24 protein-coding genes are annotated in these 23,814 nt (G+C 68.8%); 16 read left to right on the top strand and 8 right to left on the bottom strand.

Going from position 1 to position 23,814, the window contains the following annotated elements:
* Nucleotides 1-97 precede the first annotated feature (97 nt).
* Nucleotides 98-853: a DNA alkylation repair protein gene (locus ACFWUU_RS31540; protein ID WP_380180912.1), complete on the top strand. Its 756-nt coding sequence runs from the start codon at nt 98-100 to the stop codon at nt 851-853.
* 14 nt (nt 854-867) lie between these two features.
* On the opposite strand, the gene ACFWUU_RS31545 is transcribed toward ACFWUU_RS31540, so the two are convergent.
* Together ACFWUU_RS31545 and ACFWUU_RS31550 are read right to left on the bottom strand one after the other, a co-directional pair.
* Nucleotides 868-2,361: an MFS transporter gene (locus tag ACFWUU_RS31545; protein ID WP_137252267.1), complete on the bottom strand. Its 1,494-nt coding sequence runs from the start codon at nt 2,359-2,361 to the stop codon at nt 868-870.
* A 4-nt stretch (nt 2,362-2,365) separates the two neighbouring features.
* Entirely contained in the window at nt 2,366-3,085 is a 720-nt protein-coding gene (locus tag ACFWUU_RS31550) for a hypothetical protein (RefSeq protein ID WP_233714459.1), read from the bottom strand.
* A 277-nt stretch (nt 3,086-3,362) separates the two neighbouring features.
* Here ACFWUU_RS31550 and ACFWUU_RS31555 point away from each other — a divergent pair, with 277 nt between their 5' ends.
* From ACFWUU_RS31555 to ACFWUU_RS31565, 3 genes are all read left to right on the top strand, one after another.
* Nucleotides 3,363-4,178 carry a DUF4397 domain-containing protein gene (locus ACFWUU_RS31555; RefSeq protein WP_380180914.1) on the top strand — a complete coding sequence of 272 codons (816 nt, stop codon included), beginning with the start codon at nt 3,363-3,365 and terminating at the stop codon, nt 4,176-4,178.
* Nucleotides 4,179-4,249: 71 nt separating this feature from the next.
* A complete protein-coding gene (locus tag ACFWUU_RS31560) occupies nt 4,250-4,828 on the top strand; it encodes a class F sortase (protein WP_380180916.1) in 579 nt (192 codons plus the stop codon).
* 33 nt (nt 4,829-4,861) lie between these two features.
* Nucleotides 4,862-5,479, top strand: a complete 618-nt coding sequence (locus tag ACFWUU_RS31565) for an L-threonylcarbamoyladenylate synthase (RefSeq protein ID WP_137252268.1) — start codon at nt 4,862-4,864, stop codon at nt 5,477-5,479.
* A gap of 2 nt (nt 5,480-5,481) precedes the next feature.
* On the opposite strand, the gene ACFWUU_RS31570 is transcribed toward ACFWUU_RS31565, so the two are convergent.
* The gene (locus ACFWUU_RS31570; RefSeq protein ID WP_380181793.1) at nt 5,482-6,012 is read right to left on the bottom strand and encodes a nitroreductase family protein; all 531 of its coding nucleotides are present in this window, start codon (nt 6,010-6,012) and stop codon (nt 5,482-5,484) included.
* 120 nt (nt 6,013-6,132) lie between these two features.
* Here ACFWUU_RS31570 and ACFWUU_RS31575 point away from each other — a divergent pair, with 120 nt between their 5' ends.
* On the top strand, nt 6,133-7,092 hold the full coding sequence (locus ACFWUU_RS31575) for a penicillin-insensitive murein endopeptidase (protein ID WP_380180918.1): 960 nt from the start codon (nt 6,133-6,135) through the stop codon (nt 7,090-7,092).
* Nucleotides 7,093-7,105: 13 nt separating this feature from the next.
* On the top strand, nt 7,106-7,753 hold the full coding sequence (locus ACFWUU_RS31580) for a nitroreductase family protein (protein WP_380180920.1): 648 nt from the start codon (nt 7,106-7,108) through the stop codon (nt 7,751-7,753).
* Here the strand turns inward: ACFWUU_RS31580 and ACFWUU_RS31585 are convergent, their stop codons facing one another.
* Nucleotides 7,754-8,392, bottom strand: a complete 639-nt coding sequence (locus ACFWUU_RS31585) for a DNA polymerase ligase N-terminal domain-containing protein (protein ID WP_380180922.1) — start codon at nt 8,390-8,392, stop codon at nt 7,754-7,756.
* On the opposite strand from ACFWUU_RS31585, the gene ACFWUU_RS31590 reads away from it, so the two are divergent.
* A complete protein-coding gene (locus tag ACFWUU_RS31590) occupies nt 8,374-8,550 on the top strand; it encodes a hypothetical protein (RefSeq protein ID WP_170989549.1) in 177 nt (58 codons plus the stop codon). The genes ACFWUU_RS31585 and ACFWUU_RS31590 overlap by 19 nt on opposite strands.
* A gap of 30 nt (nt 8,551-8,580) precedes the next feature.
* Here ACFWUU_RS31590 and ACFWUU_RS31595 read toward each other — a convergent pair whose 3' ends face one another.
* A complete protein-coding gene (locus ACFWUU_RS31595) occupies nt 8,581-9,642 on the bottom strand; it encodes a serine hydrolase domain-containing protein (RefSeq protein ID WP_380180924.1) in 1,062 nt (353 codons plus the stop codon).
* A 39-nt stretch (nt 9,643-9,681) separates the two neighbouring features.
* Nucleotides 9,682-10,581, bottom strand: coding sequence for a TIGR03564 family F420-dependent LLM class oxidoreductase (locus ACFWUU_RS31600; protein WP_380180926.1), 900 nt, complete (start codon nt 10,579-10,581; stop codon nt 9,682-9,684).
* Nucleotides 10,582-10,669: 88 nt separating this feature from the next.
* On the opposite strand from ACFWUU_RS31600, the gene ACFWUU_RS31605 reads away from it, so the two are divergent.
* The 9 genes from ACFWUU_RS31605 (at nt 10,670) to ACFWUU_RS31645 (ending at nt 22,525) form a co-directional block, all read left to right on the top strand.
* The gene (locus tag ACFWUU_RS31605; protein WP_380180929.1) at nt 10,670-11,542 is read left to right on the top strand and encodes a LysR family transcriptional regulator; all 873 of its coding nucleotides are present in this window, start codon (nt 10,670-10,672) and stop codon (nt 11,540-11,542) included.
* A 269-nt stretch (nt 11,543-11,811) separates the two neighbouring features.
* A complete protein-coding gene (locus ACFWUU_RS31610; RefSeq protein WP_380180931.1) occupies nt 11,812-14,553 on the top strand; it encodes an MFS transporter in 2,742 nt (913 codons plus the stop codon).
* A gap of 112 nt (nt 14,554-14,665) precedes the next feature.
* A complete protein-coding gene (locus ACFWUU_RS31615) occupies nt 14,666-15,964 on the top strand; it encodes an SWIM zinc finger family protein (protein ID WP_380180933.1) in 1,299 nt (432 codons plus the stop codon).
* Nucleotides 15,961-17,364 carry a DUF5691 domain-containing protein gene (locus ACFWUU_RS31620; protein WP_380180935.1) on the top strand — a complete coding sequence of 468 codons (1,404 nt, stop codon included), beginning with the start codon at nt 15,961-15,963 and terminating at the stop codon, nt 17,362-17,364. The genes ACFWUU_RS31615 and ACFWUU_RS31620 overlap by 4 nt, the downstream gene beginning before the upstream one ends.
* A complete protein-coding gene (locus ACFWUU_RS31625) occupies nt 17,361-18,443 on the top strand; it encodes an AAA family ATPase (protein WP_137252278.1) in 1,083 nt (360 codons plus the stop codon). Before ACFWUU_RS31620 ends, ACFWUU_RS31625 begins: the two co-directional genes overlap by 4 nt.
* Entirely contained in the window at nt 18,440-20,608 is a 2,169-nt protein-coding gene (locus tag ACFWUU_RS31630; protein ID WP_380180937.1) for a DUF5682 family protein, read from the top strand. The genes ACFWUU_RS31625 and ACFWUU_RS31630 overlap by 4 nt, the downstream gene beginning before the upstream one ends.
* Nucleotides 20,605-21,753, top strand: coding sequence for a VWA domain-containing protein (locus tag ACFWUU_RS31635; protein ID WP_380180939.1), 1,149 nt, complete (start codon nt 20,605-20,607; stop codon nt 21,751-21,753). Before ACFWUU_RS31630 ends, ACFWUU_RS31635 begins: the two co-directional genes overlap by 4 nt.
* Nucleotides 21,754-21,763: 10 nt before the next feature.
* Nucleotides 21,764-22,051, top strand: a complete 288-nt coding sequence (locus ACFWUU_RS31640; RefSeq protein ID WP_380180941.1) for a hypothetical protein — start codon at nt 21,764-21,766, stop codon at nt 22,049-22,051.
* A gap of 42 nt (nt 22,052-22,093) precedes the next feature.
* Entirely contained in the window at nt 22,094-22,525 is a 432-nt protein-coding gene (locus ACFWUU_RS31645) for a GNAT family N-acetyltransferase (RefSeq protein WP_380180943.1), read from the top strand.
* On the opposite strand, the gene ACFWUU_RS31650 is transcribed toward ACFWUU_RS31645, so the two are convergent.
* Entirely contained in the window at nt 22,522-22,866 is a 345-nt protein-coding gene (locus tag ACFWUU_RS31650) for a YciI family protein (RefSeq protein WP_137252283.1), read from the bottom strand. The genes ACFWUU_RS31645 and ACFWUU_RS31650 overlap by 4 nt on opposite strands.
* The gene (locus tag ACFWUU_RS31655) at nt 22,863-23,804 is read right to left on the bottom strand and encodes an aldo/keto reductase (RefSeq protein ID WP_380181795.1); all 942 of its coding nucleotides are present in this window, start codon (nt 23,802-23,804) and stop codon (nt 22,863-22,865) included. The genes ACFWUU_RS31650 and ACFWUU_RS31655 overlap by 4 nt, the downstream gene beginning before the upstream one ends.
* Nucleotides 23,805-23,814: the final 10 nt, after the last annotated feature.

Consider the following 23,814-nt stretch of genomic DNA (forward strand, 5'->3'; position numbering starts at 1 on the left):
GGGTCTGCCACGGATGACCCCGGAGCGTGACCTCGGACCTGCAAACGCTCCAATGTCAAGCAAACGAAGGACCCAGCACGGTGATACACAGGACGACATGGGCGTTCTCGACGGCAAGGCGGCTCTGATCACCCAGGATCTGCTCGAGGCAGTCGACGCCGCCGCCGATCCGGCCGTGGCGGAGGTGCTCGCGCGCTACTTCCAGCTCCAGCCCGGCGGATACGGCCATGGAGACCAGATGGTCGGCGTCAAGCTGTCGACGATCCGAGGCATCCTCAAGCCGTACCTGCAGGCCGGTCTACCGTTGCCCGAGCTCGAGCAGGCCCTGACCAGTCCGATTCACGAACACCGCCTGACAGTCCTTTGCCTGCTGGCCGATCGCGCCGCCCGGGCCCTCAAGCCGCGTACGGCGAACCCGGCCGAGCTGACCGCGATCCACGACCTGTACCTGCGGAGTACGGCGTACATCAACAACTGGGATCTCGTCGACTGCAGTGCTCCGCAGGTCGTCGGCGGGTACCTGTTCGACAAGCCCCGGGACGAGCTCTACACGCTCATCCGTTCGAGCAGCCTGTGGGAGCGCCGGATCGCGCTGGTCGCCACGCAGTTCCTCATCGGCCAGGGTCAGATCGACGACACCTTCCGGCTGGCCGCCGAGGTGCTCGACGACAAGGAAGACCTGATCCACAAGGCGTCCGGCTGGATGCTGCGCGAGGCCGGCAAACGCGTCTCCGAGGCCGAGCTCCGCGACTTCCTCGACGAGTACGCGACCCGGATGCCGCGCACGATGCTCCGCTACGCGATCGAACGCCTCGACCAGGTCAGCCGTAAGCACTACCTGGGCCTGCGCTAGACAAAGTCGACAAATCAGCCGGTCGGCCGAGTGGTGTGCGCGTCGGCGAGCGGTGGCGCCTCGAGCGCGCAGTGCCGGTGGTGGATCTCCGCGGGCTGCACCTCGCGAGCCTTGTCGCGGCGATCGCCCAGCGTGACCCAGGCGATCACGCCGCCCGCCGCCGCGAGGACGGCGGAGATCCACAGCGCCTTGCCGAATCCGTTGTGGAAGGCAACGGGATCGCGGTAGGCGTTGCCGGTGATGCCGGCCGCCACCGGGATCGCGGCGACCGCCATCAGCTGCGCGGATCGGGCGACCGCGTTGTTCACGCCGGAGGCGATACCCGCGTGGTGATCCGCGACCGACGACATCACGGTCGCGGTCAGCGGAGCGACGGTCGCGACCAGACCGAGCCCGAGCACTACGACAGCCGGCAGTACGGCGCTGACGTAGCTGGACTCGGAGTTGATCCGCAGCATCAGCAGGAACCCGGCGGCCATCAGTACCGGTCCGACCGTCATCGGGATGCGGGCGCCGATCCGGTCCGACAGACCGCCGGCATACCCGGACAGGAAGAACATCAGCAGTGTCATCGGCAACAACGACGCACCGGCCCACAAGGCGGAGTAGCCGAGTGCGGTCTGCAGGTACACCACGAGCAGGAAGGTCGCGGTTCCGAGACCGCCGTACACGACGACGGTGACCAGGTTCGCGCCGGTGAAGCGCCGGTTGGCGAAGATGTTCAGCGGCAGCATCGGGTGCGAGGTGCGGCGCTCGACCTCGATGAACCCGGCGAAGGCCAGTACGCCGATCGCCAGGCTGGTCAGAACCAGAGGATCGCCGAAGCCGTGGTCCCCGGCACTGATCAGGCCGTACGTGAGACCGGCCAGGCCGACGGTGGCGAGGATCGCGCCGTTGATGTCGAGCCTGCCGCCGGCGCTCTCGTCGCGGCTCTCGGGCACATGCCGCAGCGTGACCAGGACGGTGACCAACGCGATCGGAACGTTGAGCAGGAAGATCAGCTGCCAGTAACCGCTGTCGACCAGGGTGCCGCCGACGAACGGGCCGACGGCTGCCGCGACCGACGTGAGGCCGGACCAGGTGCCGACCGCCTTGCCGCGGTCGGAGTGCTGGAACGAGGTCTGCAGGATGGCCAGGCTGCCCGGGGTCAGCAGGGCGCCACCGATGCCCTGCAGGACGCGGCCCGCGATCATCACCTCGAGTGTCGGCGCGATCGCGCACACCACCGAGGCGATGGCGAACCAGATCACCCCGACGACGAACGTCCGCCGTCGCCCGAGCCGGTCGCCGATCGAACCGCTGAGCAGAACCAGCGAGGCGAGCATCAGCATGTAGCCGTTCACGATCCATTGCAGACCGGCGACGTCCGCGTTCAGGTCCTCGCCCATCGCCGGCAGTGCGACGTTGACGACCGTTCCGTCCAGGAACGCCATCCCCGACCCGAGCGCCGTCGCCGCCAGTACCCACCGGCCCCGGGCCGTGCCCAAGGCGATCCGCTCATCCGTCATAAGGTCAGCGTGGCAGATCCAATTGCAGGACGACGAGGGCCTTGCTCGCCGGGATGCCGGACTGGATCCCGAGGATCGGCGGATCGCCGACCGCGCAGCGGGTCTCGGTCAGCAGCGGGCAGATCGCGTTGAGCAGACCGGTGGTCACGGTGACGTCGGTCGGCAGGGCTCCGCCGGCCGCCGAGGTGAGCGGTTTGATGGCCGCACTGGCCCGCGTCGATGTCGACGGAGAGGCGATGACCGCCGATCCGGACAGTGTGTAGGTCAGCCGGATCCGGGTGGCGGAGACGGTCAACGGCAGGTCGCCCGGGGCGGTGACCGTGGTGTTCTCGATCGGCACCGACTGGTCGTCGGCGACCACCTTCAGGTTGGTGACCCGGGGCGTTGTCCGGGCCATCATTCCGGGCAGGTGGTCGCCGGACGACGGCAACTGCAGCGGCAGGATGTCGGTGGCCGCAGGCAACATCACGTTCTCGGTCATGTCGAACGACCCGTCCCGATGCGGTACGGCGATCAACTGGATGCCGGGCACGGTCTCGCCCGGACCGGGCGTGGTGGGCCTGGGCGTTGCAGCGCTGCCCGACGGCCGCGAACTGTTCAGCCCCGGGCTCGGCGCGACCGGGAGTGCGTCGATGCTGGAACAGGAGACGGTCGCGCTGTACCCCAGCACCAGCGCGACCGCCGCCAGGATCAGCGATCCAGCTCTGCGTCCGGGCTCCCCCACCCCCGATGTCCGCTCGGGGAGGAGCCCGCGACGCCGGTGCGGTGAGCCGGGTCCTGCCACGAGTCACCGCCCCCCAAAAACGGACCTGACCGTTTCCCCTTCCGGTCCGGTCGACTGGGGCATACGATACGCCCGAATTCGTGGGGTAGGGAAATGCTTACGCTATTTTTTGGCGAACACCGGAGGGGGAAGGAAAATGCAGGAACGGAGCGTGTCCGGGCAATTCCGGGCGGTATCCCTGAGTATTTCGAGAATTCGTGGTCCGGTAATTCGCAGGGTGTTGTCGCTGCTGCTCGCCGTGATGGCGGCGGCGGCGCCGGCAGTCCTGGCGGTACCGGCGCAGGCCGCGGCGGGGGCCAACCTGTACTTCGTCCAGGGGCTTCCCGGACGCAGTCTCGACATCAGCGTCGACGGTCATCAGGTTGCCGCGGGGGTGGCCGGCGGGAAGCTGGTGGGGCCTTTCGGGGTTGCGTCCGGCAAGCGGATGATCACGGCGAAACAGAACGGAAAGCTGGTCATCCAGCGTGAGGTCTCGGCCGGTTCCGGGGCCAGTCTGGATGTCGTCATCCACCAGCCGGTGTCGCCGACGGGGCAGCCGCTGATCACGACGTACCCGAACAAGCTGACCGCGGTGCCGACGGACAAGGCCGGGTTGCGGGTCGCGCACGACGCGGCTGTCGGGCCGGCTGACATTCGGGTTAACGGAAAGGTGCTATTCCGTAACGTAGCGAACGGAGAATCACTCGACGTGGTCGTTCCGGCGGCTACGTACAAGGTGGACATCGTTCCTACTGGCGCAACGTCACCGGTTGTTCTCGGTCCGTTGGATCTGCCGGTGAAGGCCGGTTACCTGACCCGGGTGTTCGCGATCGGTGCACCGACCCAGAAGACGATGACCGTTGCCCTGGGCACGATCAAGCTACCGGCCACCGGGTCGGCGAAGCCGGGTGTGGTGAACACCGGTACAGGTGGACAGGCGGCAGGGCTCGACCAGGCGCAGAGCCCCGCCGGACAGTCCGGGCTGTGGGTCGTGGTGTTCCTTGCTGCACTGGGAGTCGCGGTCGTCACTGCCCGGAAAGTAGTCCGCCGCTGAAGCGGGCACTGGTCGGTACGGCGCTGTGCTGTTTCGCCCTGGCGGGTTGTGCCGCCGGGGCGGACGGCGCGGTGCCGACACCGACGCCTACGTTCGGCTTCACGTTCGAGGGCACACCGTCTGCCGTGCCGTCTCCGACCGAGCCGATGTCCGCGCCGCCGGGACGGGTCGGCACACCTGCGCCGAGTCAGCGCATCCGGTTCGTACCGCAACAGGTCGTGCTGCCGGGCGGCAAGGACGCACCGGTGCTTCCGGCAACTACCGTCAGCGGGCAGCTCCAGGTGCCGGCCAAGCCGCAATGGGTCGGCTGGTGGGACGGTGGCGCCGAGGCCGGTGATCCGTTCGGTTCGGTCGTGCTCGCCGGTCACGTCGATTCGAAGAACGAGGGGATCGGGTTCTTCGCGCGTCTGCTCAATGTGCGGGCGGGCGAGATCGTCGTACTGAACGGCTCGGGCCATACGGCGTCGTACCGGGTCGTGTCCATCGAGTCGGTGCGGAAGGATGCGCTCGCGACCAAGAGTGGTGCGTTCGACCAGGCTGTCGATCATCGGCTGATCCTCATCACCTGCACGGGTCCGTACCATGCCGATCGTGGCGGCTACGAGGACAACCTGGTGGTGACCGCGACACCGATCGGCCTGGCCAAATAGACCGAAAGTTCTGCAGCGGTAAGCTCCCCGGTCATGGCCAGGTATTTCGACATCCATCCCGAGAACCCTCAGCGGCGGTCGATCGGTCAGGTGGTGGACCTGCTCCGCGAGGACGGGCTGATCGCGTACCCGACCGACTCCTGCTACGCGCTCGGCTGCCAGCTGGGGAACCGGGACGGGATCGACCGGATCCGGACCATCCGGCAGTTGGACGACCGGCACCACTTCACACTGGTCTGCGAGAACTTCGCCCAGCTCGGGCAGTTCGTGCACATCAGCAACGCCGTCTTCCGGTCGATCAAGGCGGCCACGCCGGGCAGCTACACGTTCATCCTCCCGGCCACCAAGGAGGTCCCGCGCCGGCTGCTGCACCCGAAGAAGAAGACCGTCGGCGTACGCATCCCGGACCACGTGGTCACGCAGGCCCTGGTCTCGGAGCTCGGTGAGCCGCTGGTCTCCAGCACTCTGCTGCTCCCCGGCCACGAGGATCCGATGACGCAGGGCTGGGAGATCAAGGAAGAGCTCGACAACCAGATCGACGCCGTCATCGAGGGCGAAGCCGGCACCGAGCCAACCACCGTGGTCGACTTCTCCGAGGACGTCCCAGAGCTCGTCCGAGTGGGCGCCGGAGATCCGACTCCGTTCGAATAGGCCTACCACCGGTCCCAGTGCAGGACCTGGTCGCGTGGAACCCGTTTCGCCGGACGGAAGTCGGTCCCGATCGTGAACGCCAGCGGGATGAAGGCGGCCAGCATCACGTCGTCGTACGGAACCCGGAGTACCTTCGCGAGTTCCCGCTCGAGCGGGCCTTGCGCGGTGGTCCACACCGTGCCGAGGCCGCGCTCGCGGGCGGCGAGCATGAAACTCCAGACCGCCGGCAGGATCGACCCCCACGTCCCGGACTGCTCCGCCGCCGATGCCCGATCGGTCCGGCCTTCGACGGCCGGGATCACGAACGCCGGGACCCGGTGGATGTTGTCCGCCAGGTAGCGCAGGCTGTCGAACACCCGCTCGGTCGACCGCGCGTGATGGTTCATCCGCCGTACGTCGTCCTCCGTCAACGGCTGCCCCGCCGCCTGCGACAACGCCCGCCGGAAGATGTCCGCGACGGCCCGGCGCTGCGCGTCCTCGGTGACGACGAGAAAATGCCACCGCTGCCGGACGAGTTGAGAGCCATCGTCAATCCTTCCGTTAGTAGATAGTCTGCTTCAGAACCATCTCACACGCTCTTGTCCTGCGGTAACAAATGACCGATGGTGGCGGGTGAGCGTTAGTCAGTTACCTCACCCGCCCCGGAGGAACTCATGCGACGTGCTCTGCTTGCCCTGATCGTTCTGCTCATCACTGCCCTGGTGCCGGCCTCCGCGCAGGCCTACGCCAACGCGTTCTTTCCGACTCAGAGCAGTGGTAACCGTGGTGCTGACGTACAGGCGATCCAGTTCCTGCTGCAGTACTCCGGACAGACCGTCGATGCGGACGGGGTGTTCGGTGCGACCACTGTCACCGCGGCGAAGGCGTTTCAGACCGCGAAGGGGCTCGGTGTCGACGGGATTGTCGGGCCGCAGACCTGGGCGGCGTTGGCGCCGACGGTCCGGTCCGGTGACAACAACGCGGCGGTCAAGGCGCTCCAGGTCGAGCTGAATGCCAAGCGCCGGCTGAGCCTCCCGGTCGACGGTGTCTTCAGTACGGCGGTGCACGACGCGGTCGTGTCGTTCCAGTCGCACGCCGGCATCGGCGCGGACGGCATCGTCGGCCCGGTCACCTGGCGCAACCTAGCCTGGCATTACGACTACCCCGACTTCAGCAACAACTTCTGCGACCAGGACCCGGACGGCAACGGTACGGCGGCCAACTGGGCGGCAGCCGCCCCGATCGCCCAGATCGAGGCCGCAGCCCGTTCGTTCGCGGCCACCAATCAGGGCAAGGTCCCGTACGGCGATGCCGGGTTCGAGCACGGTGGTGACATCCCCGGCCACGCGAGCCACGACAACGGCATGGACATCGACATCTGGCCGATCCGTACCGACAACGCGCAATGCACCGCGGGCCGGATCACCTGGGAGAGTGCGACGTACGACCGTGCTGCCACCCGCCAGCTGATCCAGGCCGTCCGCGCCGCGGCGCCCGGGCACGTGAAGTACATCTGGTTCAACGACCCGACGCTGATCAACGAGGGCCTGACGATGAACTGGCCGGCTCACGACAACCACCTGCACGTCCGGTACTGCGAGAAGGTGCACCCGAACAGCACGTACGTCTGCTGACACACTGTCCCACGTGACCTACACCCTCGACCTGAACCCCGACGAGCTGCTGACGACGACCCGGACGGTCCGCAAGCGCCTCGACCTCGAGCGCCCGGTGCCGATGGAGCTGATCCGGGAGTGCATCGAGATCGCCCTGCAGGCGCCGTCGGGGAGCAACCGGCAGACGTGGCACTGGCTGGTGATCACCGACGCCGAGAAGCGTGCGGCCATCGGCGAGTACTACCGCCGGTCGGTCGAGCAGTACCTGGCCGGTCCGGGCGCGGCCGGGAAGCTGCACGCCGACGACCCCGAGCGCGGTCCGGTGCAGCGCCGGGTCGGCGACAGCGTGGCCTACCTGGGCGAGCGGATGGGCCAGGTCCCTGTGCTGGTCATCCCGTGCCTCAAGGTCCACTCGCTGCCCGCAGGGAACCAGGCCGGCCTGTGGGGTTCGATCCTGCCGTCGGCGTGGAGCTTCATGCTCGCCGCCCGGGCCCGTGCTCTCGGTACGGCGTGGACGACGCTGCATCTCACCTATGAGCAGGAGGTTTCGGAGCTGCTCGGCCTGCCGGAGGACATCCGTCAGACGGTGCTGATCCCGACGGCGTACACGATCGGGACCGATTTCAAGCCGGCCGCGCGGCAGCCGCTCGACGAAGTTCTCCACGTCGACAGCTGGTGATCACGAGGCGGCCATCTCCTCGATGGTCAGCCCGCTCAGCACCGAACGGGGCTCGGTCACCGTCAGGTCCAGCCCCGGATCGGCGTCCGCGTCCTTCACCTTGACCAGCAACCAATCCGCGCCGGTGCGGGTGAAGGCCCAGGCGCCGTTGAGTTTCACGCCGTGCAGTTGCACCTTCAAGTGCCCGCGCTCGATCGCCTCCGCGGGATCGACGAGCTGGTGCCGGTCGTCGCGGGTGAGATTCGTGTAGACGCCGGCATCCCAGACGATCACGGCACCGCTGCCGTACTGCGCATCCCGGTGCACTCCCTCGTACGACGCGTACTCGAGATCGTGGTCCGTGGTGAACACCGCGAGCCGCTTCACGATCGGGTCCAGCGACGGCCCGCGCGGCACCGCCCAGGACTTCAGCACCCCGTCGACCTCGAGCCGTACGTCGTAGTGCAGCCGCCGCGCATCATGCAGCTGAACGACGAAAATCGGCTTCGACATCAGGCTCCTGAGGGAATTCGAGTTACAGCTAACGGTCCGTGGTGAAGCGGTTGTAGGCTTGCGTCTGGTTGGGAAACCAGCCCCCACAACCTTCCCATCACATCCGCCCCTGTCACGAAGCAGGTGCCATGCCCGTAGCCCCCTCACCGGCGCGGCCGGTCGCTGTCCAGGTCCTGATCGCAGGGCGCTGGATCGCAGGCCAGGAGCTGGGTCGACGGAGCGGGACGGCCGGGGCCGACGAGGTTCTCGTCAGCCACCACGGCCATCTCGTCTGGGTCGACCAGCGCTCGGTCCGCGAATCCTGAAAAGCTGAAAGCCCTTACCGTAAAGGGTTTTCAGCAAAGAGTTTTCGCAACCAGGTTGCCGATCTCGACCGCGGATGCCGATCCGCTCGGGTCGAACAACGTCCTGGTCAGCGCGAACGCAACGTCTGAGCGCGTGTCCGCCCAGGCGATACTGCCGCCCATGCCCGGCCACCCGAACGTCGCCGGGCTCTCCTCCGCCGTCGATCCCAGCCGGCCGATCGCGTAGCCGAGCGCCATCGTCGCTTCGTTGCCGAGCAGCTCGTCCGGCGCGACCAATGCCGGCCCGGTGATCACCGGCACCGCTTCCGGCCGGACCAGCCGTACGCCGTCGACCTCGCCGATGAGCCCGGCGTACAACTTGGCGATCCCACGGGCAGTCAGGATCCCGCTCGACGGGTCCTCGATCGCCAACTGCTCGGGCCGGTTGAGCCGGGCCGCGCGTGGCTGCATCGCCGGCGGCATGACCTTGCTGAACATCCCGGCCAGCATCGTGAACGTCTCCTCGGCGCCCTCGGGTTCAACCAGTGGAATCAGCCGATCTCGCTGGTCGGACGGGAGCGCGAAGAACACGTCGTTCTCGATACCGAGCGGCGCGATGAGCTCCCGCAGTACGTCGGAGATCGATCGGCCGGTCGCGCGCCGGACGATCTCGCCGACCAGCAGGCCGAACGTCTCCGCGTGATACGTCATCTTCGTGCCCGGCTCCCACCAGGGCTCCGCGGCGGCGAGGTAAGCGGGAAGCGTGGGGAACGACTCGTGGGTCGCGTCCGGCGGCAGCGCGGGCAGGCCGACGGAGTGCGTCAGCACATGCCGCAGCGTCGCCTTGTCCTTCCCGTGCGCGCCGAACTCGGGCCAGATGTCCACGATCGGCTGGTCGTAGTCGAGCACCCCGCGATCCACCAGCACGTTCGCGACCGTCGCGGATGCGCCCTTCCCGGTCGAGGCCGCGTAGTACAAGGTCTCTGACGTCACGCCGTCGCCCGCGACCGCATCGACGACCAGCTCACCGTGGTGGTAGACCGCGACCTGCAGCCCGAGCTCCGCCTCGACCATCTCGTCGACGCGCTTCTGCACTATCTCCTGAAGGTCCATACAGGTACGTCGGAGCGGAGCGGGGTCTTTTGACACCATCTATGCATACTCCAGGGCGAATCTGATCGTGCGCTCCACCTCCGCGTCCGTCCCGACCGGGCAGACCAGGAACTCCGTCGTACCGGCGTCCGCGTACCGCTGGAGCTCCTTCGCCACTGTCTCCTCGTCGCCCAGGACCGCGGTCTCCTCCGGTCCCGCCTTGCCGCCGCGATCCAGGACCGCGCGGTACGACGGCATGTCGCCGGCCCCGCCGTAGTGGGACCCGATCCAGCTCCGGGTCGCATCCGGATCGTCGGTCACCGCGACGCAGACGCCCGCGATGACCTGGGGTTGCGGTCGGCCTGCTGCGGTCGCGGCGGCGTCGATCGTCGGGCGGATGAAGCTCTCGATGACCTCGGGGCCGGCCCAGCTGGTCGTTGTACCGGCGGTGAGTTCGCCGGCGGTCTTGAGCATGCGCGGGCCGAGCGCGGCGAGGATGAGTTCGGGTGCCTCGGCTCCGGCGATGTCGAGTTGGCCGCGGGCGGTCAGCCGTTCGCCGACGTAGTCGGTCGGCTCACCGGCGAGCAGTGGGCCGAGCGCCTCGACGTACTCGCGCACGTAGGCCGCAGGGCGTTCCATCGGGATGCCGAGCATGCCTTCGACCATGTGCGGATGGCTCGCGCCGACGCCGAGCGTCAGCCGGTTGCCGGTCAGCGCCTGCACGCTGAGCGCCTGTGCCGCAAGGGCGAGCGGGTGGCGCGGATACACCGGCACGACGCCGACGGCGTACCCGATGGTCGAGGTGTACGGCGCGACGCCGGCGATCAGCGTCAGCGCGTCCCAGCCGAGTCGCTGGCTGAACCAGACCCGGTCGATGCCGTTGTCCTCGGCGGCCTTCGCGGCGGCGCCGATCTCGTCGATGGTCTTGCCTTCTTCGTCGATCCACAGTCCGATCCTCATGTTCTCCAGTCAACGGGCGCAGCGGCCGCCGACCCAGACGCAGTTACGCTGTACAGCGATAAGGAATCGTGATCGCCGGGGGTGTCCGATGGAGCTACGGCAACTGCGGTACTTCGTCACCGTGGCCGAGGAGCTGCACTTCGGCCGCGCCGCCGAGCGGCTCAACATCGTCCAGCCCGCGGTCAGCCAGCAGGTCGCCCGGCTCGAACGCGAGCTCGGCCTGCAGCTCCTCGACCGATCGTCCCGGCACGTACGGCTGACCGGCGACGGCGAGCGGATGCTGCGCGAGGCCCGCGCGGTGTTGTCTGCCGCGGATCGAGCCGCGGAGGTCGCGGCGGAGCTCGCGTCGGGGCGTTCCGGCGTACTGCGGATCGGCACGGCGGCTGGGTTGCGGGATCGGTTGGAGCGCGGTCTGACAGCGCTTCGCACTCAGACGCCGGACCTGGAGATCCAGCTCAGTTCGGCGTCGACGGCGGAGTACCTGACGGCTCTGCGTTCGGGAGAGCTGGATATCGCGTTCGTTCGCGGTGAGGTTGCGGCCGCGGATCTGCGGGTGATCGAGCTCTGGCGGGATCCGCTGTCTGTTCTGGTTCCGACCGCCTACCGGTCGGACGACGGCGTCAAGCTGATCGACCTGGCGGGTCTCCCGCTCCGGCTGCCTGCTGACGACATCTGGCTGCGCGATTACCTGGTGGCGGCGTGCCGCGGGGCCGGTTTCGAGCCGTTGATCGGTCGGCCGATCGAGGACTTCGAGTCGGCGGTCGTCGAGATGTCGACGGGTTCGCCGGCGTGGACCGTGGTTTATGGGACGGCGTGCGAATCCGCCGAGGGTGCGCTGTGGATGGGTCTGCTCAATCCGTCCGAGACGGCGCCGGGCAACCTGGTGATGGGCGCTGGGCAGTCGGAGTGTGCCCGCGTCCTGCTCGACGCGTTCGGCGATGAGCCCCCCGGCGGGCCCTGACAGCTCCGCCGAGGGGTGTTGATTACTCAACAAGCACGGGATCGTACGTCGGAAAGCGAGTTCCGAGGAGGGCTCGTCTCATAAATAGGCACGAGCTTTCGGCGAACGGTTGCTGGCTCCCGGTGAGCGGTTGCTGACGCTGCGGGGATATTGTTGGTAGTTGCAACCAAAATATCGGGCTGTGTGAGGACAGATTCAGCCGTTTCCGCCCCGGGACAGTGCATGGCACTGCCCCGGTCGTCGCGATCCCGCCGTACGAACGGAAACTGATGTCTGCCACCACTCAGACCTCGCCGGTCACACCCCAGACCGGCACACCGAACCGCTATCGCTCTCGGTACGCCGAGGGCGAGCCGGACGCCACACCGGCTGCGCCACCGCCGCCTACTCCACCGGCTCCTGCCGCGGAGCTCTCGCATCGGGAGATCCTGGAGATCCTCGCCGGGCTGCTCGCGGCGTTGTTCACCGCGGTCCTGAGCTCGACGATCGTCAGCAACGCGCTGCCGACGATCATCGCGGACCTCGAGGGCTCGCAGACGCAGTACACCTGGGTCGTCACCGCCAGCCTGCTCGCGATGACCGTGTCCACGCCGGTGTGGGGCAAGCTGTCGGACCTGATGAGCAAGAAGCTGCTCGTGCAGCTCGCGATCGTCATGTTCGTCACCGGTTCGGTGCTGGCCGGCGCCTCGCAGAACGTGCCGTTCCTGATCGGCGCGCGGGTGCTGCAGGGGCTCGCGATGGGCGGGCTGATGGCGCTCGCGCAGGCGATCATCGGAGCGGCGATCCCGCCTCGGAACCGCGGCCGGTACTCCGGGTACATGGGCGCCGTGATGGCGCTGGCGACCGTGTCCGGGCCGCTCGTCGGCGGCGTGATCGTGGACACCTCGTGGCTGGGATGGCGGTGGTGCTTCTACGTGTGCGTGCCGCTCGCCGTACTGTCGCTGATCGTTCTGCAGCGGTTCCTGCACCTGCCGGTGGTGAAGCGCAAGGTCAAGATGGACTACCTCGGCGCGCTGCTGATCGCGGGGGCCGCGAGCCTGCCGCTGATCTGGGTGTCGTTCGCGGGCTCGCATTTCGCCTGGTGGTCGTGGCAGACCGGCGCGTATCTCGGCGGTACGGCGGTGCTCGCGCTGCTGGCCGTGATCGTCGAGGTGCATGCGCGCGAGCCACTCGTACCGGTTCAGGTGGTGCGGGAGCGGACGACGGCGTTGGCGATTCTCGCGAGCCTCTCGGTGGGGATCGCGATGTTCGGCAGCGCGGTGTTCCTGGGGCAGTACTTCCAGGTGGCGCGCGGGTACAGCGCGACCGAGGCGGGGTTGCTGACGATCCCGATGATGTTCGGGTCGTTCCTCGGGTCTGTCGGGTCCGGCCAGCTGATCACGCGGTTCGGGAAGTGGAAGCGGTACCTGGTGCTCGGCGGGATCTTCCTGACCGCGGGGCTCGGCGTACTCGGGACGATCGACCACACGTCGCCGTACTGGTACATCGGGCTCGGGATGCTCTCGATGGGCATCGGCATGGGCATGATGATGCAGAACCTGGTGCTCGCCGTACAGAACACTGTGGACGTCAGTGAGGTTGGGGCGGCGAGCGCGTCGGTCACGTTCTTCCGCAGCCTCGGCGGTGCGGTCGGGGTGTCGGTCCTCGGCGCGGTGCTGGCGACCCGGGTGACGGACTCGATCGCCGAGCACATCAAAGCGCTCGGTCCGGCTGCGGCCGCCGCGGCGCAGGGCGGGTCGGGGAGCGTGCTGGACGTGAACTCGCTGCCGGCATCGGTCGCGGAGATCGTGCGCCAGGCGTACGGCGACGCAACCGGCCGGATCTTCGTGATCGCAGCCGGCGCCGCCGTCGTGAGCCTGCTGGCAGTCCTGTTCATCCGCGAGGTCCCGCTCCGACGGACCGTCGCGATGAGCGCCGAGGGCGCTGCGGGGGCCGACGGCGCGGTGGGCGCGGTGGGCGCGGTGGGCGCGGTGGGCGCTGTGGGCGCGGACGGCGCGGACGGCGCGGACGGCGCGGCGGGTTCCGCGGGTGCTGCGGGTGCTGCGGCCGGTGCGATGGGCGTGGACGGTACTGCGGGGGCGCCCGGGGTGGCGGGGTCTGCGGCGGTGCCCGTTGATGATCCGGCTGAGCGGGCGGCGGTTGTGGCGCTCGACGTGATCACGTCGGCCGAGCGCACGGCTCGCGAGCGTGAGCGCGAAGCCAACGAGCGGGTGCAGGCGGCGGCGACGGTGATCCGGCAGATGCGTACCGACGTCAAGGACCTGTTCAGTCGCGTCGACCAGCAGATCGCCGACCTCGAGGACACACTCCCCGACGCCGGCATCCCCCAACCTGCTGCCGCGATCCTCGACTCCCAGCGTCCCCAGGGCGAGCTGGTCGACGAGCTCCGCCGGTACGAACTGAGCGTCCTGAGCGCCAGCCAACGCACCGCCGACCACCTCCGCGCCACCGCCCGAGCCGAAGCCGACCAACTCCTCGCCGAAGCCAAGTCCGAAGAAGAAGAAATCCGAGCCCGCATAGCCGAACTCCAGTCGGTCGAGGAACGCCTCCTAGGCACCGTCCGAGACACCCTCTCCACCACCCCACCCCCACCCACCCCAAGCGCGTCCTGCCCGCCGGCCGCCCACCCCGAGCCGGCAGATCACCCCGAGCCGGCAGCCCAGCCCGAGCCGGCAGTCCAGCCCGCGCCTGCAGCCCACCCCGCGCCTGCAGCCCGCCCCGCGCCTGCTCCCGCATCCGCGGCTGCGTCGGCAAGCACGTCCGCGGGAGTGGCGAGCGGGACAAATCCCCACCCCGGGGTGGCGAGTGAGACGAACGCCCAGCCCGGTGCGGGGAGTGGGACGAACGGTCAGTCCGGGGCGCGGAGTGGGACGAACGGCCAGCCTGGGGCGGGGAGCCGGGCGACCGCTCCGCCGCCGTTCCCGTCGGACGGGTCGCCGTACATCCCTCACGCCACTGGCAACGGCTACCCCGACGCCACCGCCAGCCCGGAGCGGCAGCCGTTCGGCTAGGTCCTATCCCGCCGCAGGGCCGTCCGTCGGCTGGTCCACCAGATAAATGCGGTGGGTGGGTTGTCGGGGGTGGGTGGCATGCTTCGGGTAGGGACGGTGGTGAGGGAGTGGTGTGGGGTTGTGGGACGTAGAGCAGGTGCTGGGGCTGGCGCCTGATGCTGCGTCCGCGAAGGCTGCGCAGGCGCAGGCTCGCGCAGCCAAATGGTCGGAGACCGGGTCCTCCGAGCGCGCCGTCTGGGGGCTGTGCCAGGGCAGCGGCAAGCAGCCGTACCAGACCGCCGTCGACCTGAGCGGCCCGGCGTACAAATGCTCCTGCCCCAGCCGCAAGTTCCCCTGCAAGCACGCGCTCGGCCTGATGCTGCTGTCGGCCACCGGTGAGGTGCGGCCGGCCGACGAGGTCGACTGGGTGAAGACCTGGGTGGACCAGCGCGCCGCCCGGGCCGACCAACCGGAGCGGAAGCCGGGCGAGGTAGCCGATCCGATAGCCGCTCAACAGCGTGCCTCGCGTCGTGCCGATCGGGTCTCGAGCGGCATGGCCGAGCTGAAAGGCTGGCTGGACGACCAGGTCCGTCTCGGCCTCGGCGGATTCGACCAGCGTGCGTACACAGAGCTCAGCCGCCTAGCCGCACGCATGGTCGACGCCCAGGCGCCAGGAGTCGCAGGAGCAGTACGCCGTGCAGCGGGCGTCGTCGGACGCGGCCACGGATGGCCGGGCGAACTGCTCGAAGAGCTCTCCCTCGTCCACCTCATCGTCTCCGCACACGACCGCCTCGCCGACCTCCCGCCGTCGCTCGCCGACACCGTGCAGACCCGGATCGGCTGGTCGACCGAGACAGCCCGGGTCCTGGCCGACGGCGAGAAGGTCCAGGACGACTGGCTGGTACTCGGCCGCGTGATCGAGCCCGACGACCGCCTCACCGTCCGCCGCGTCTGGTTGCGCGGGGCAACAACTGGCCGCCTCGGCCTCATCCTCACGTTCGCCGCCGCCGGTCGCCCGCTGGACCCACTCCCGGCCCGCCCTGGCGAGTACGTCCCCGGCACGCTCTCGTTCTACCCTGGCGCCCTCCCGATGCGGGCCCTCCTCACGCAGACCGATCCCCGCATGCCCGCACCACGCCCGGCCGGTTTCACAGCCCGTCAAGCGCTCGCGTCGTACGTCGAATCCCTCGCCGCCGACCCGTGGAACGAACGGTGGCCGCTGGTGCTCCAGGATGTACGACCGGCCCGTCACGGTGACGGATGGGCGTTGGTGGATGCGGACGGCGACGCGCTGGAGCTGCTGCCGGGATGGGATGCCTGGAAGCTCCTCGCGGTATCGGCCGGCGACCCCATCACAGTCGCCGGTGAGTGGAACCGCGCGGGCCTCCGCCCGATGACCTGCTGGCAGAACGATCGGCCGGTGATCCTATGAAGGGCTGGGACGGTCTCGTCAGCTCCGCGCTCCTCGGCACTGACCGGAGGCCCGCACACTTCGAGGAGCTCCCCGAGCACATCCAGGAGCGCCTCGGCGACGGCGGTCTCCTCGACGCAGCCGCGCTCGCGACCGTCTACAAACGCGCCGGCCGCAAGCCCCTCCGCGAACTCGCACCGATCCCTGCCGCACCCGGCGAAGATCGACCGCTGCCGCGTCCGGTCGCGATCCGCCGGCTGGCTGCGATGCTCGGCGGATTCCAGACCTCGGCGCTCGGCGAGTGGTTGCGCACCGCCGACGCACACGGTTGGGGCGTCCCACCCGAGCACCTCCCGGCGCTCGCCGACTACGCCCGCAACCGCGCGGAGTACCGTCCACTCGTGATCGCAGCCGCCGGCCGACGCGCTCGTTGGCTGGCCGATCTCAATCCCGATTGGCGTTACCTCCACGCCGCCGTTGCTGAGAGCAACGATCCCGAGTTGTGGACGCACGGCAACGCGATCCAGCGCCGGACCTGGCTCCGTACCCTCCGCAGCCAGGACCCTGACGCGGCCCGTGAGGCGCTCGCGGAGGTCTGGCCGACCGAGTCCGCCGCCACCCGAGCCGACTTCCTCGGCCTCCTCGCGGACGGTTTGTCCTTGCCGGACGAGGATTTCCTGGAGTCGGCCCTCGACGACCGTTCCCGTGAGGTACGCCGAGGCGCTGCGCGCCTGCTCGCGCGCATACCGGGATCGCAGTACGGCGAACGCATGGTCGAACGCCTCCACGCACATCTCGTCGAGAGCCAGGGTGTGCTCGCGGTCGACCTGCCGAAACGGCTCTCGCAGTCGATGGAACGCGACGGCATCGACTCGCAGAACCCGGAAGGCATCGGCAAGCGAGCCTGGTGGTTCCTGCAGATCGTTGCCAACACACCGTTGTCGGCGATGGACCTCGCCTGGCTGCAGACACCGGTCGAAGGCTGCGCACCCGACATCCTCCAAGCCGCATGGACCGAGGCCGCCATCCGCGAAGGTTCCGCCGAGTGGGCTCGAGCCCTCCTCCGGTCGGAAGCCTCGACCGGAGACCGCAGTCCCGCAGAGCTGCTGCGATTGCTGCCAGCCGACGAATGGGCCCGCGCAGTCGACGTACTGCGGACAACCGTGGACGTCACCGAACTCGTCGGCGGCCTGCCCGTCCCCTGGCCGGAGTCGCTCGCGAACATGATCCTCGACCAGCTCGCCAAGGTCGGCTCCAACCGCGCCTGGGCCCGGCTCGCGAGCACCGCGGCCCGCGCCGTACCGCCCGACGTACTCAATCATCCGATCACCCGCGAAGCCACCGGCGAGGAAGACACCTGGCGTCGCCGCCTGGTGGAGACCTTGACCTTCCGCCGTGAAATGTACGAGGAGCTCTCATGACAACTGAAGTCCTTCGCCCCCACGCGGAAGTCGAGTACGCCGACGAGCTGCAAGCGCTCAGAGACACCGACGACAAACCGCGTCCGCCCGCCTGGCAGATGTCGCCGGCGGCGGTCGTCACGTATCTGCTCGGCGGCAAGGCGGGCGACACCGAGATCTCACCCAAGTACGTCGGCCCGCGCCGCCTGGTCGAGGTCGCAGTCGCCACCCTGGCGACGGATCGCGCCCTCCTGCTGCTCGGCGTACCGGGAACGGCGAAGACCTGGGTGAGCGAGCATCTCGCCGCCGCGATCAGCGGGGACTCGACGCTGCTCGTGCAAGGTACGGCGGGAACCGCGGAGGAAGCGATCCGGTACGGGTGGAACTACGCCCAGTTGATTGCCCAGGGCCCCAGTGAGGCCGCGCTCGTGCCGAGTCCGGTGCAGCGCGCGATGGCCGAGGCGAAGATCGCCCGGATCGAAGAGCTCACGCGCATGCCCTCCGACGTACAGGATGCGCTGATCACGATCCTGTCCGAGAAGTCGCTGCCGATCGCCGAGCTGGCCACGGAAGTCCAGGCCCGCAAGGGATTCAACGTCATTGCCACCGCCAACGATCGCGACAAGGGCGTCAACGAGCTCTCGTCCGCGCTGCGCCGGCGGTTCAACACCGTCGTCCTCCCGCTGCCCGAATCCGCGGACGACGAGGTCGAGATCGTCTCGCGGCGGGTCGCGCAGCTCGGTTCGGCCCTGGAGCTCCCGCAGCCGGACGACGCGCTCGACGAGATCCGCCGCGTGGTGACGATCTTCCGTGAGCTGCGCTCCGGCCGGACCGAGGACGGCCGTACGGCGGTCAAGTCCCCGTCCGCAACTCTGTCGACCGCGGAGGCGATCAGTGTGGTGACCGGCGGTCTCGCCCTCGCGGCCCACTTCGGCGACGGCGTACTACGGCCGACAGATGTTGCCGGCGGCATCCTCGGCGCGGTCGTCAAGGACCCCGCCGCGGATCGGGTCGTGTGGTCGGAGTACCTCGAGACAGTGGTGCGCGAGCGAGACGACTGGGCGCCGTTCTACCGGGCCTGCCGAGAGATTTCCGGATGACCGTTCACCTGCTCGGGATCCGGCACCACGGGCCGGGGTCGGCACGTGCGGTGGCGACCGCGCTGGCCGAGCTCCAGCCTGACATCGTGGTGATCGAGGGACCGCCGGAGGCCGACAAGATCGTCGAGCTCGCGGCTTCGGAGGAGATGGAGCCGCCGGTCGCACTCCTCGCGTATGCCGTCGACGACTCGACGCGGGCCGCGTTCTGGCCCTTCGCCGTGTTCAGCCCCGAGTGGCAGGCGATCAAGTACGGGCTGGCGGCGGGGATCCCGGTGCGGTTCTGCGACCTGCCGGCGGCGCAACAGTTCGCGTCTTCCGGTGGGCGTTCTGTGTCGATGGATCCGCTGGCGACGCTGGCCGAGGCGGGCGGGTACGACGATCCCGAGCGCTGGTGGGACGACGTGATCGAGTCGCGACGCGACGGCGCCGAGCCGTTCACGGTGATCGCCGACGCAATGCGCGAACTGCGGCGCGATTCGGAAGCGACGGGTCGCGAAGCGCAACGCGAGGCGTACATGCGGACGGTCCTGCGGAAGGCGATCCGGGAGGGCTTCGAACGGATCGCCGTGGTCTGCGGCGCCTGGCATGTCCCCGCGCTCGACCTTCCGTTGCCTCCAGCAACACATGATCAGCGGATCCTCAGGGGCTTGCCGAAGCGGAAGATCGCCTGCACCTGGGTGCCCTGGACGCACGGGCGATTGTCGGCAACGAGCGGGTACGGCGCCGGCATCACGTCACCTGGCTGGTATCACCACCTCTTCACCGCGCCAGATCAGATCACCACGCGCTGGCTGTCCAAGGTCGCCCAGGTACTGCGGGAGGAGGATCTTCCCGTCTCCAGCGCACACGTGATCGAGGCGGTGCGACTCGCGGACACCCTTGCGGCATTGAGAGAACGCCCGCTCGCCGGCCTGAGCGAGGTGACCGAGGCGACACGGGCAGTCCTCTGTGGCGGGAACGACGTACTGCTGGATCTTGTGACGCGAGAAGCAGTCGTCGGTGAGTTGCTCGGATCGGTTCCGGGAGAGACGCCCCAGGCGCCGGTCGCGGCGGATCTGGCGGCGCAGGCGCGGCGGTTGCGGATGAAGCGGGACGCGACCGAGCGCGTGATCGAGCTTGATCTGCGGAAGTCGAACGATCTGGAGAAGTCCAGACTCCTGCACAGGTTGAGGATTCTCGGTGTGCACTGGGGTGTGCCGGCCGTCGACGAACGGCGGGCGCAAGGCACGTTCCGGGAAAGGTGGCGGCTGGCCTGGGATCCAGGGCTCGAGGTCGAGTTGGTTGCCGCAGGCGCCCACGGTACGACGGTGCTCGGCGCCGCGACGACCGTGATGCTGAAGGCGGCCGACTCGACAACGCTCGCCGACGTCACGGCCGCGCTCGAGAGGTCGTTGCTCGCCGATCTCGCGGACGCACTTCCGTCTTTGCTGCAAGGGATCGACACCCGCGCGGCCGCCGACGCCGATGTCGGTCACCTGATGGCGGCGCTTCCAGCTCTGGCGCGAGCCTCCCGGTACGGCGACGTACGCGGGACCGACACGGCCGGGCTGGCCTCGGTCGCGGGGCGGATGGTGTCGCGAGTATGTGCGGGGCTCGCGCGGACGGTCCACGGGCTTGACCCGGATGCGGCTGCCGCCGTACAGGAGCTGATCGACGGGGTGCAGGACGCGACCGTGCTGCTGGCCGAGGACGTGCGGGCGGAGTGGCTGAACACGTTGGAGGGGTTGAGCGATCGAACCTCCGTGCCGCCGCTGATCCGCGGGCGGTTGACGCGGTTGATGATGGACACGTCGCGGCTGCCGGATCACGAGGTCGCGCTGCGGTTGGGGCGGGCGTTGTCTCCCGGTACTGCGACAGCCGAGGCGGCCGGGTACGTCGAGGGGTTCCTCGCCGGTGGCGGGTTGTTGCTGGTGCACGACGAGCGGCTGCTGGCGCTGGTGGATGAATGGCTGGGCGCGATCCCGGACGATGCGTTCGTGGAGGTGCTGCCGTTGTTGCGGCGTACGTTCGGGACGTTCGCGGCGCCGGAGCGGCGTTCGATCGGCGCGCGGGCACGGGTACTTGCTGATCCGGCGTCGCTGGTGGTTGCCGACGACAACGACCTTGACGCCGAGCTGGCGGCGACTGCCTTGCCGGTCGTCGCGCAGTTGCTGGGGGTCTCATGAACGACGAGCGGATGCGACGCTGGCGGCTCGTGCTGGGTGGCGAGGCCGAGGAGGAGACAGGTACGACGCTGTCGGCCGAGGACCGCTCCGTCGACGCCGCGTTGGCCGCGCTGTACGACGCCGGAGAAGGCGAGTCGGGCAGTCAGCGGTCGTCCGGGTTGGGTTCGTCGGCGCCGCGAGTGGCCAGGTGGTTGGGCGATATCCGGCAGTACTTCCCGAGCACCGTCGTACAGGTCATGCAGCGGGATGCGGTCGAGCGGCTCGGCATCACGCGGATGCTGATGGAGCCCGAACTGCTCGGCGCGGTCGAGCCCGACGTACACCTGGTCAGCACGCTGCTCGCGCTGAACGAGGTGATGCCCGAGGAGACCAAGCAGACCGCGCGCGACGTGGTCGGCCGGGTGGTCGCCGAGCTCGAAGCACGATTGGCGGAGCGCACGAGAGCTGCGGTGACGGGTGCCCTTGATCGGGCCGGGCGTACGACGCGGCCGCGGCACTCGGACATCGACTGGGACCGGACGATCCGGATCAACCTGAAGCATTTCTCGCCGACGCTGGGGACGATCGTGCCGGACCGGTTGGTGGGGTACGCGCGCCGCAACCACAGCGTGCAGCGGGACATCGTGCTCGCGATCGACCAGTCGGGATCGATGGCGGAGTCGGTCGTCTACGCCTCGCTGTTCGGTGCGGTGCTCGGCTCGATCCGCACGTTGCGGACTTCGCTGGTCGTCTTCGACACTGCCGTCGTCGACCTGACGGACCAGCTCGAGGATCCGGTCGACGTGCTGTTCGGGACGCAGTTGGGCGGCGGCACGGATATCAACCGGGCGCTGGCGTACTGCGAGGACCTCGTGACGAAGCCGGCCGAGACGGTGCTCGTACTGATCTCCGACCTGTACGAGGGCGGCGTCCGGGAAGAGATGCTGCGCCGGGCGCGTTCCTTGGTGGAGTCCGGCGTACAGGTGATTGCTCTGCTGGCGTTGGCGGACTCGGGCACCCCGTCGTACGACGCCGAGAACGCGGCGGCGCTGGCGGATCTCGGCGTACCCACGTTTGCCTGCACACCGGACCTGTTCCCGGACTTGATGGCCGCGGCGATCCGGCACGAGGACATCACCAGCTGGGCCTCTACCAACCTGACGTGAAAGGAATCCGATGACCACCGTCGAACTGACCCGCTTCCGCGTGCTGGCCGAGAAGACCGAGGAACTGCTCGCCGCTCGCGCCGACATGCTCAAGGACTTCGAGGCCGATCGCGCCGGCTTCCTGGGCGCGCGGCTGGTGCAACTGCCCGACAACGAGTGGCTGGACATCGTCGACTGGGCGACACCGGAAGACTTCGCGACGTCGCGCGAGAAGGGCCCGAACCTGCCGGGTATCGCGAGGTTCTTCGCAGCCATCGACTCGCTGGTGGTCGCCGAAGAGGGCGTAATCGCCAGGTAATTCGCCTGACACCGCCCGGAGGCGGATGCGACCGTGGGCGACATGAACGTGAGCGAGATCCGGCCCGACGAGTACGACCGCGCCGCCGAGTTGTGGGAGGCGTCGGTCCGGGCGACGCACGACTTCGTCACCGAGGCGGATCTCGATGTGTTCCGGCCGCTGGTGCGGGCGTCGTTCGGTGAGATCGCGCAGCTCGCGGGTCTACGCACCGACGACGGGTTGCTGATCGGGTTCATCGGGGTCGAGGACGGTAACGTCGAGATGCTGTTCCTCGACCCGGAGTACCGCGGCCAGGGCGGCGGGAGTCTGCTGCTGGAGCACGCGTTCGCTTCGTTTGCTGCGGTCGCGGTCGACGTCAACGAGCAGAACCCGCAGGCGATCGGCTTCTACGAGCGCCACGGTTTCCGGGTGGTTTCACGCAGCGAGCACGACACGACCGGCAAGCCGTACCCGATCCTGCACATGAAGCGTTAGCCGGCGATCTCCAGGATGTCGATCGGGGTATACGGGTCGGCCTCGGCGAAGCGGAGGGCCCACTGGACGGCTTCCTCCTTGGAGTCGACGCGGATGATCGAGACCCCCGCGACGAGCTCCTTGGTCTCCGCGAACGGGCCGTCGATCACCCGCGGCTGACCCGGCACCGGGAACGTGACCCGCGCACCCCGCGAACTCGGCATCAGCCCCTCGCCGAGCACCAGCACCCCGGCCTGACGCATCTCCTCGAGTACGGCGTCGGCCCGCTCGAGGATCTCCGGATCGGGCGGGTTGCCCGCCTCGAGACTGTCATTGGTCTTGTGCAGCAGCATGTACCTCATAGCCGAGACCTTAGTGCGCCCCAGAACGCATCGGGGATCTCGTAATCGAGCCACGCCGCGATCTCGGTGATCTCCCGCGGGCTCCGCGCCCCGACAACCACGGCCGGTACGGCGGGATGCGTCAACGGGAACTGCACCGCAGCCGCCAGCAGCGGTACGTCGTACCGTCGGCACAGCGCACGCAGTACGTCGATGCGTCGGAGCACGTCCTTCGGGACCCGCTCGTACCCGTGCGGCGCGCCGTCCGCGGTGTCGGCGAGGACACCGCCCTGGAACACCCCGGCCGCGAGCACGGCGACGCCGCGCTTCTCGCACAGCGGCAGGAGCTCGTCCTCACCGGTCTGGTCGAGGAGCGTGTACCGCCCGGCGAGCAGGACGCAGTCGATTCCTTCGGTCTCGCGGAGGAAGCGCGCCGCGACGTCCGCGTGGTTGACGCCGAGCGAGATCGCCCCGATCGTGCCGCGCCCGCGGAGCTCGGTGAGTGCCCGGAACGCCTCCGTGGACGCGGTGAGGTAGTCGAGATCGGGGTCGTGGATGTGCAGGATGTCGATCCGGTCGATGCCCATCCGCTCCAGGCTCGCCTCGAGCGAGCGGATTGTTGCGACGTACGAGTAGTCGAGTCTCGGCCCGAGCCCGGCCGGCGGCTCGGCCCAGATCGGCTGCAGATCCGGGCCGCCCGGCTCGATCAGTCGCCCGACCTTGCTGCAGAGCACGAACTCGCCGCGTGATCGACCGCGCAGGGCGAGACCGGTCCGCTGCTCGGACAACCCGTACCCATAGACCGGCGCGGTGTCGAACAGCCGAACCCCCAGCTCCCAGGCCCGATCGATCGTCGCCACCGCCTGCTGCTGCGGAACCGCGGCGAACATCCCACCGATCGAGGCGAGCCCCAACCCCAGCTCGCTGACCCGCAACCCCGTTCGCCCCAGCTCAACCATCCGCACGCCA

Origin of the sequence: Kribbella sp. NPDC058693, assembly GCF_042715335.1 — a bacterium.
GTDB lineage: Bacteria > Actinomycetota > Actinomycetes > Propionibacteriales > Kribbellaceae > Kribbella > Kribbella jiaozuonensis.

What these genes read in the sequence shown, in the direction of transcription:
- ACFWUU_RS31610 (WP_380180931.1), top strand. Translation starts at nt 11,812, where the DNA reads ATGTCTGCCACCACTCAGACCTCGCCGGTCACACCCCAGACCGGCACA.
- ACFWUU_RS31630 (WP_380180937.1), top strand. Translation starts at nt 18,440, where the DNA reads ATGACCGTTCACCTGCTCGGGATCCGGCACCACGGGCCGGGGTCGGCA.
- ACFWUU_RS31540 (WP_380180912.1), top strand. Translation starts at nt 98, where the DNA reads ATGGGCGTTCTCGACGGCAAGGCGGCTCTGATCACCCAGGATCTGCTC.
- ACFWUU_RS31595 (WP_380180924.1), bottom strand. Translation starts at nt 9,642, where the DNA reads ATGGACCTTCAGGAGATAGTGCAGAAGCGCGTCGACGAGATGGTCGAG.
- ACFWUU_RS31605 (WP_380180929.1), top strand. Translation starts at nt 10,670, where the DNA reads ATGGAGCTACGGCAACTGCGGTACTTCGTCACCGTGGCCGAGGAGCTG.
- ACFWUU_RS31640 (WP_380180941.1), top strand. Translation starts at nt 21,764, where the DNA reads ATGACCACCGTCGAACTGACCCGCTTCCGCGTGCTGGCCGAGAAGACC.
- ACFWUU_RS31635 (WP_380180939.1), top strand. Translation starts at nt 20,605, where the DNA reads ATGAACGACGAGCGGATGCGACGCTGGCGGCTCGTGCTGGGTGGCGAG.
- ACFWUU_RS31565 (WP_137252268.1), top strand. Translation starts at nt 4,862, where the DNA reads ATGGCCAGGTATTTCGACATCCATCCCGAGAACCCTCAGCGGCGGTCG.
- ACFWUU_RS31650 (WP_137252283.1), bottom strand. Translation starts at nt 22,866, where the DNA reads ATGAGGTACATGCTGCTGCACAAGACCAATGACAGTCTCGAGGCGGGC.
- ACFWUU_RS31655 (WP_380181795.1), bottom strand. Translation starts at nt 23,804, where the DNA reads ATGGTTGAGCTGGGGCGAACGGGGTTGCGGGTCAGCGAGCTGGGGTTG.
- ACFWUU_RS31620 (WP_380180935.1), top strand. Translation starts at nt 15,961, where the DNA reads ATGAAGGGCTGGGACGGTCTCGTCAGCTCCGCGCTCCTCGGCACTGAC.
- ACFWUU_RS31645 (WP_380180943.1), top strand. Translation starts at nt 22,094, where the DNA reads ATGAACGTGAGCGAGATCCGGCCCGACGAGTACGACCGCGCCGCCGAG.
- ACFWUU_RS31575 (WP_380180918.1), top strand. Translation starts at nt 6,133, where the DNA reads ATGCGACGTGCTCTGCTTGCCCTGATCGTTCTGCTCATCACTGCCCTG.
- ACFWUU_RS31600 (WP_380180926.1), bottom strand. Translation starts at nt 10,581, where the DNA reads ATGAGGATCGGACTGTGGATCGACGAAGAAGGCAAGACCATCGACGAG.
- ACFWUU_RS31545 (WP_137252267.1), bottom strand. Translation starts at nt 2,361, where the DNA reads ATGACGGATGAGCGGATCGCCTTGGGCACGGCCCGGGGCCGGTGGGTA.
- ACFWUU_RS31625 (WP_137252278.1), top strand. Translation starts at nt 17,361, where the DNA reads ATGACAACTGAAGTCCTTCGCCCCCACGCGGAAGTCGAGTACGCCGAC.
- ACFWUU_RS31590 (WP_170989549.1), top strand. Translation starts at nt 8,374, where the DNA reads ATGCCCGTAGCCCCCTCACCGGCGCGGCCGGTCGCTGTCCAGGTCCTG.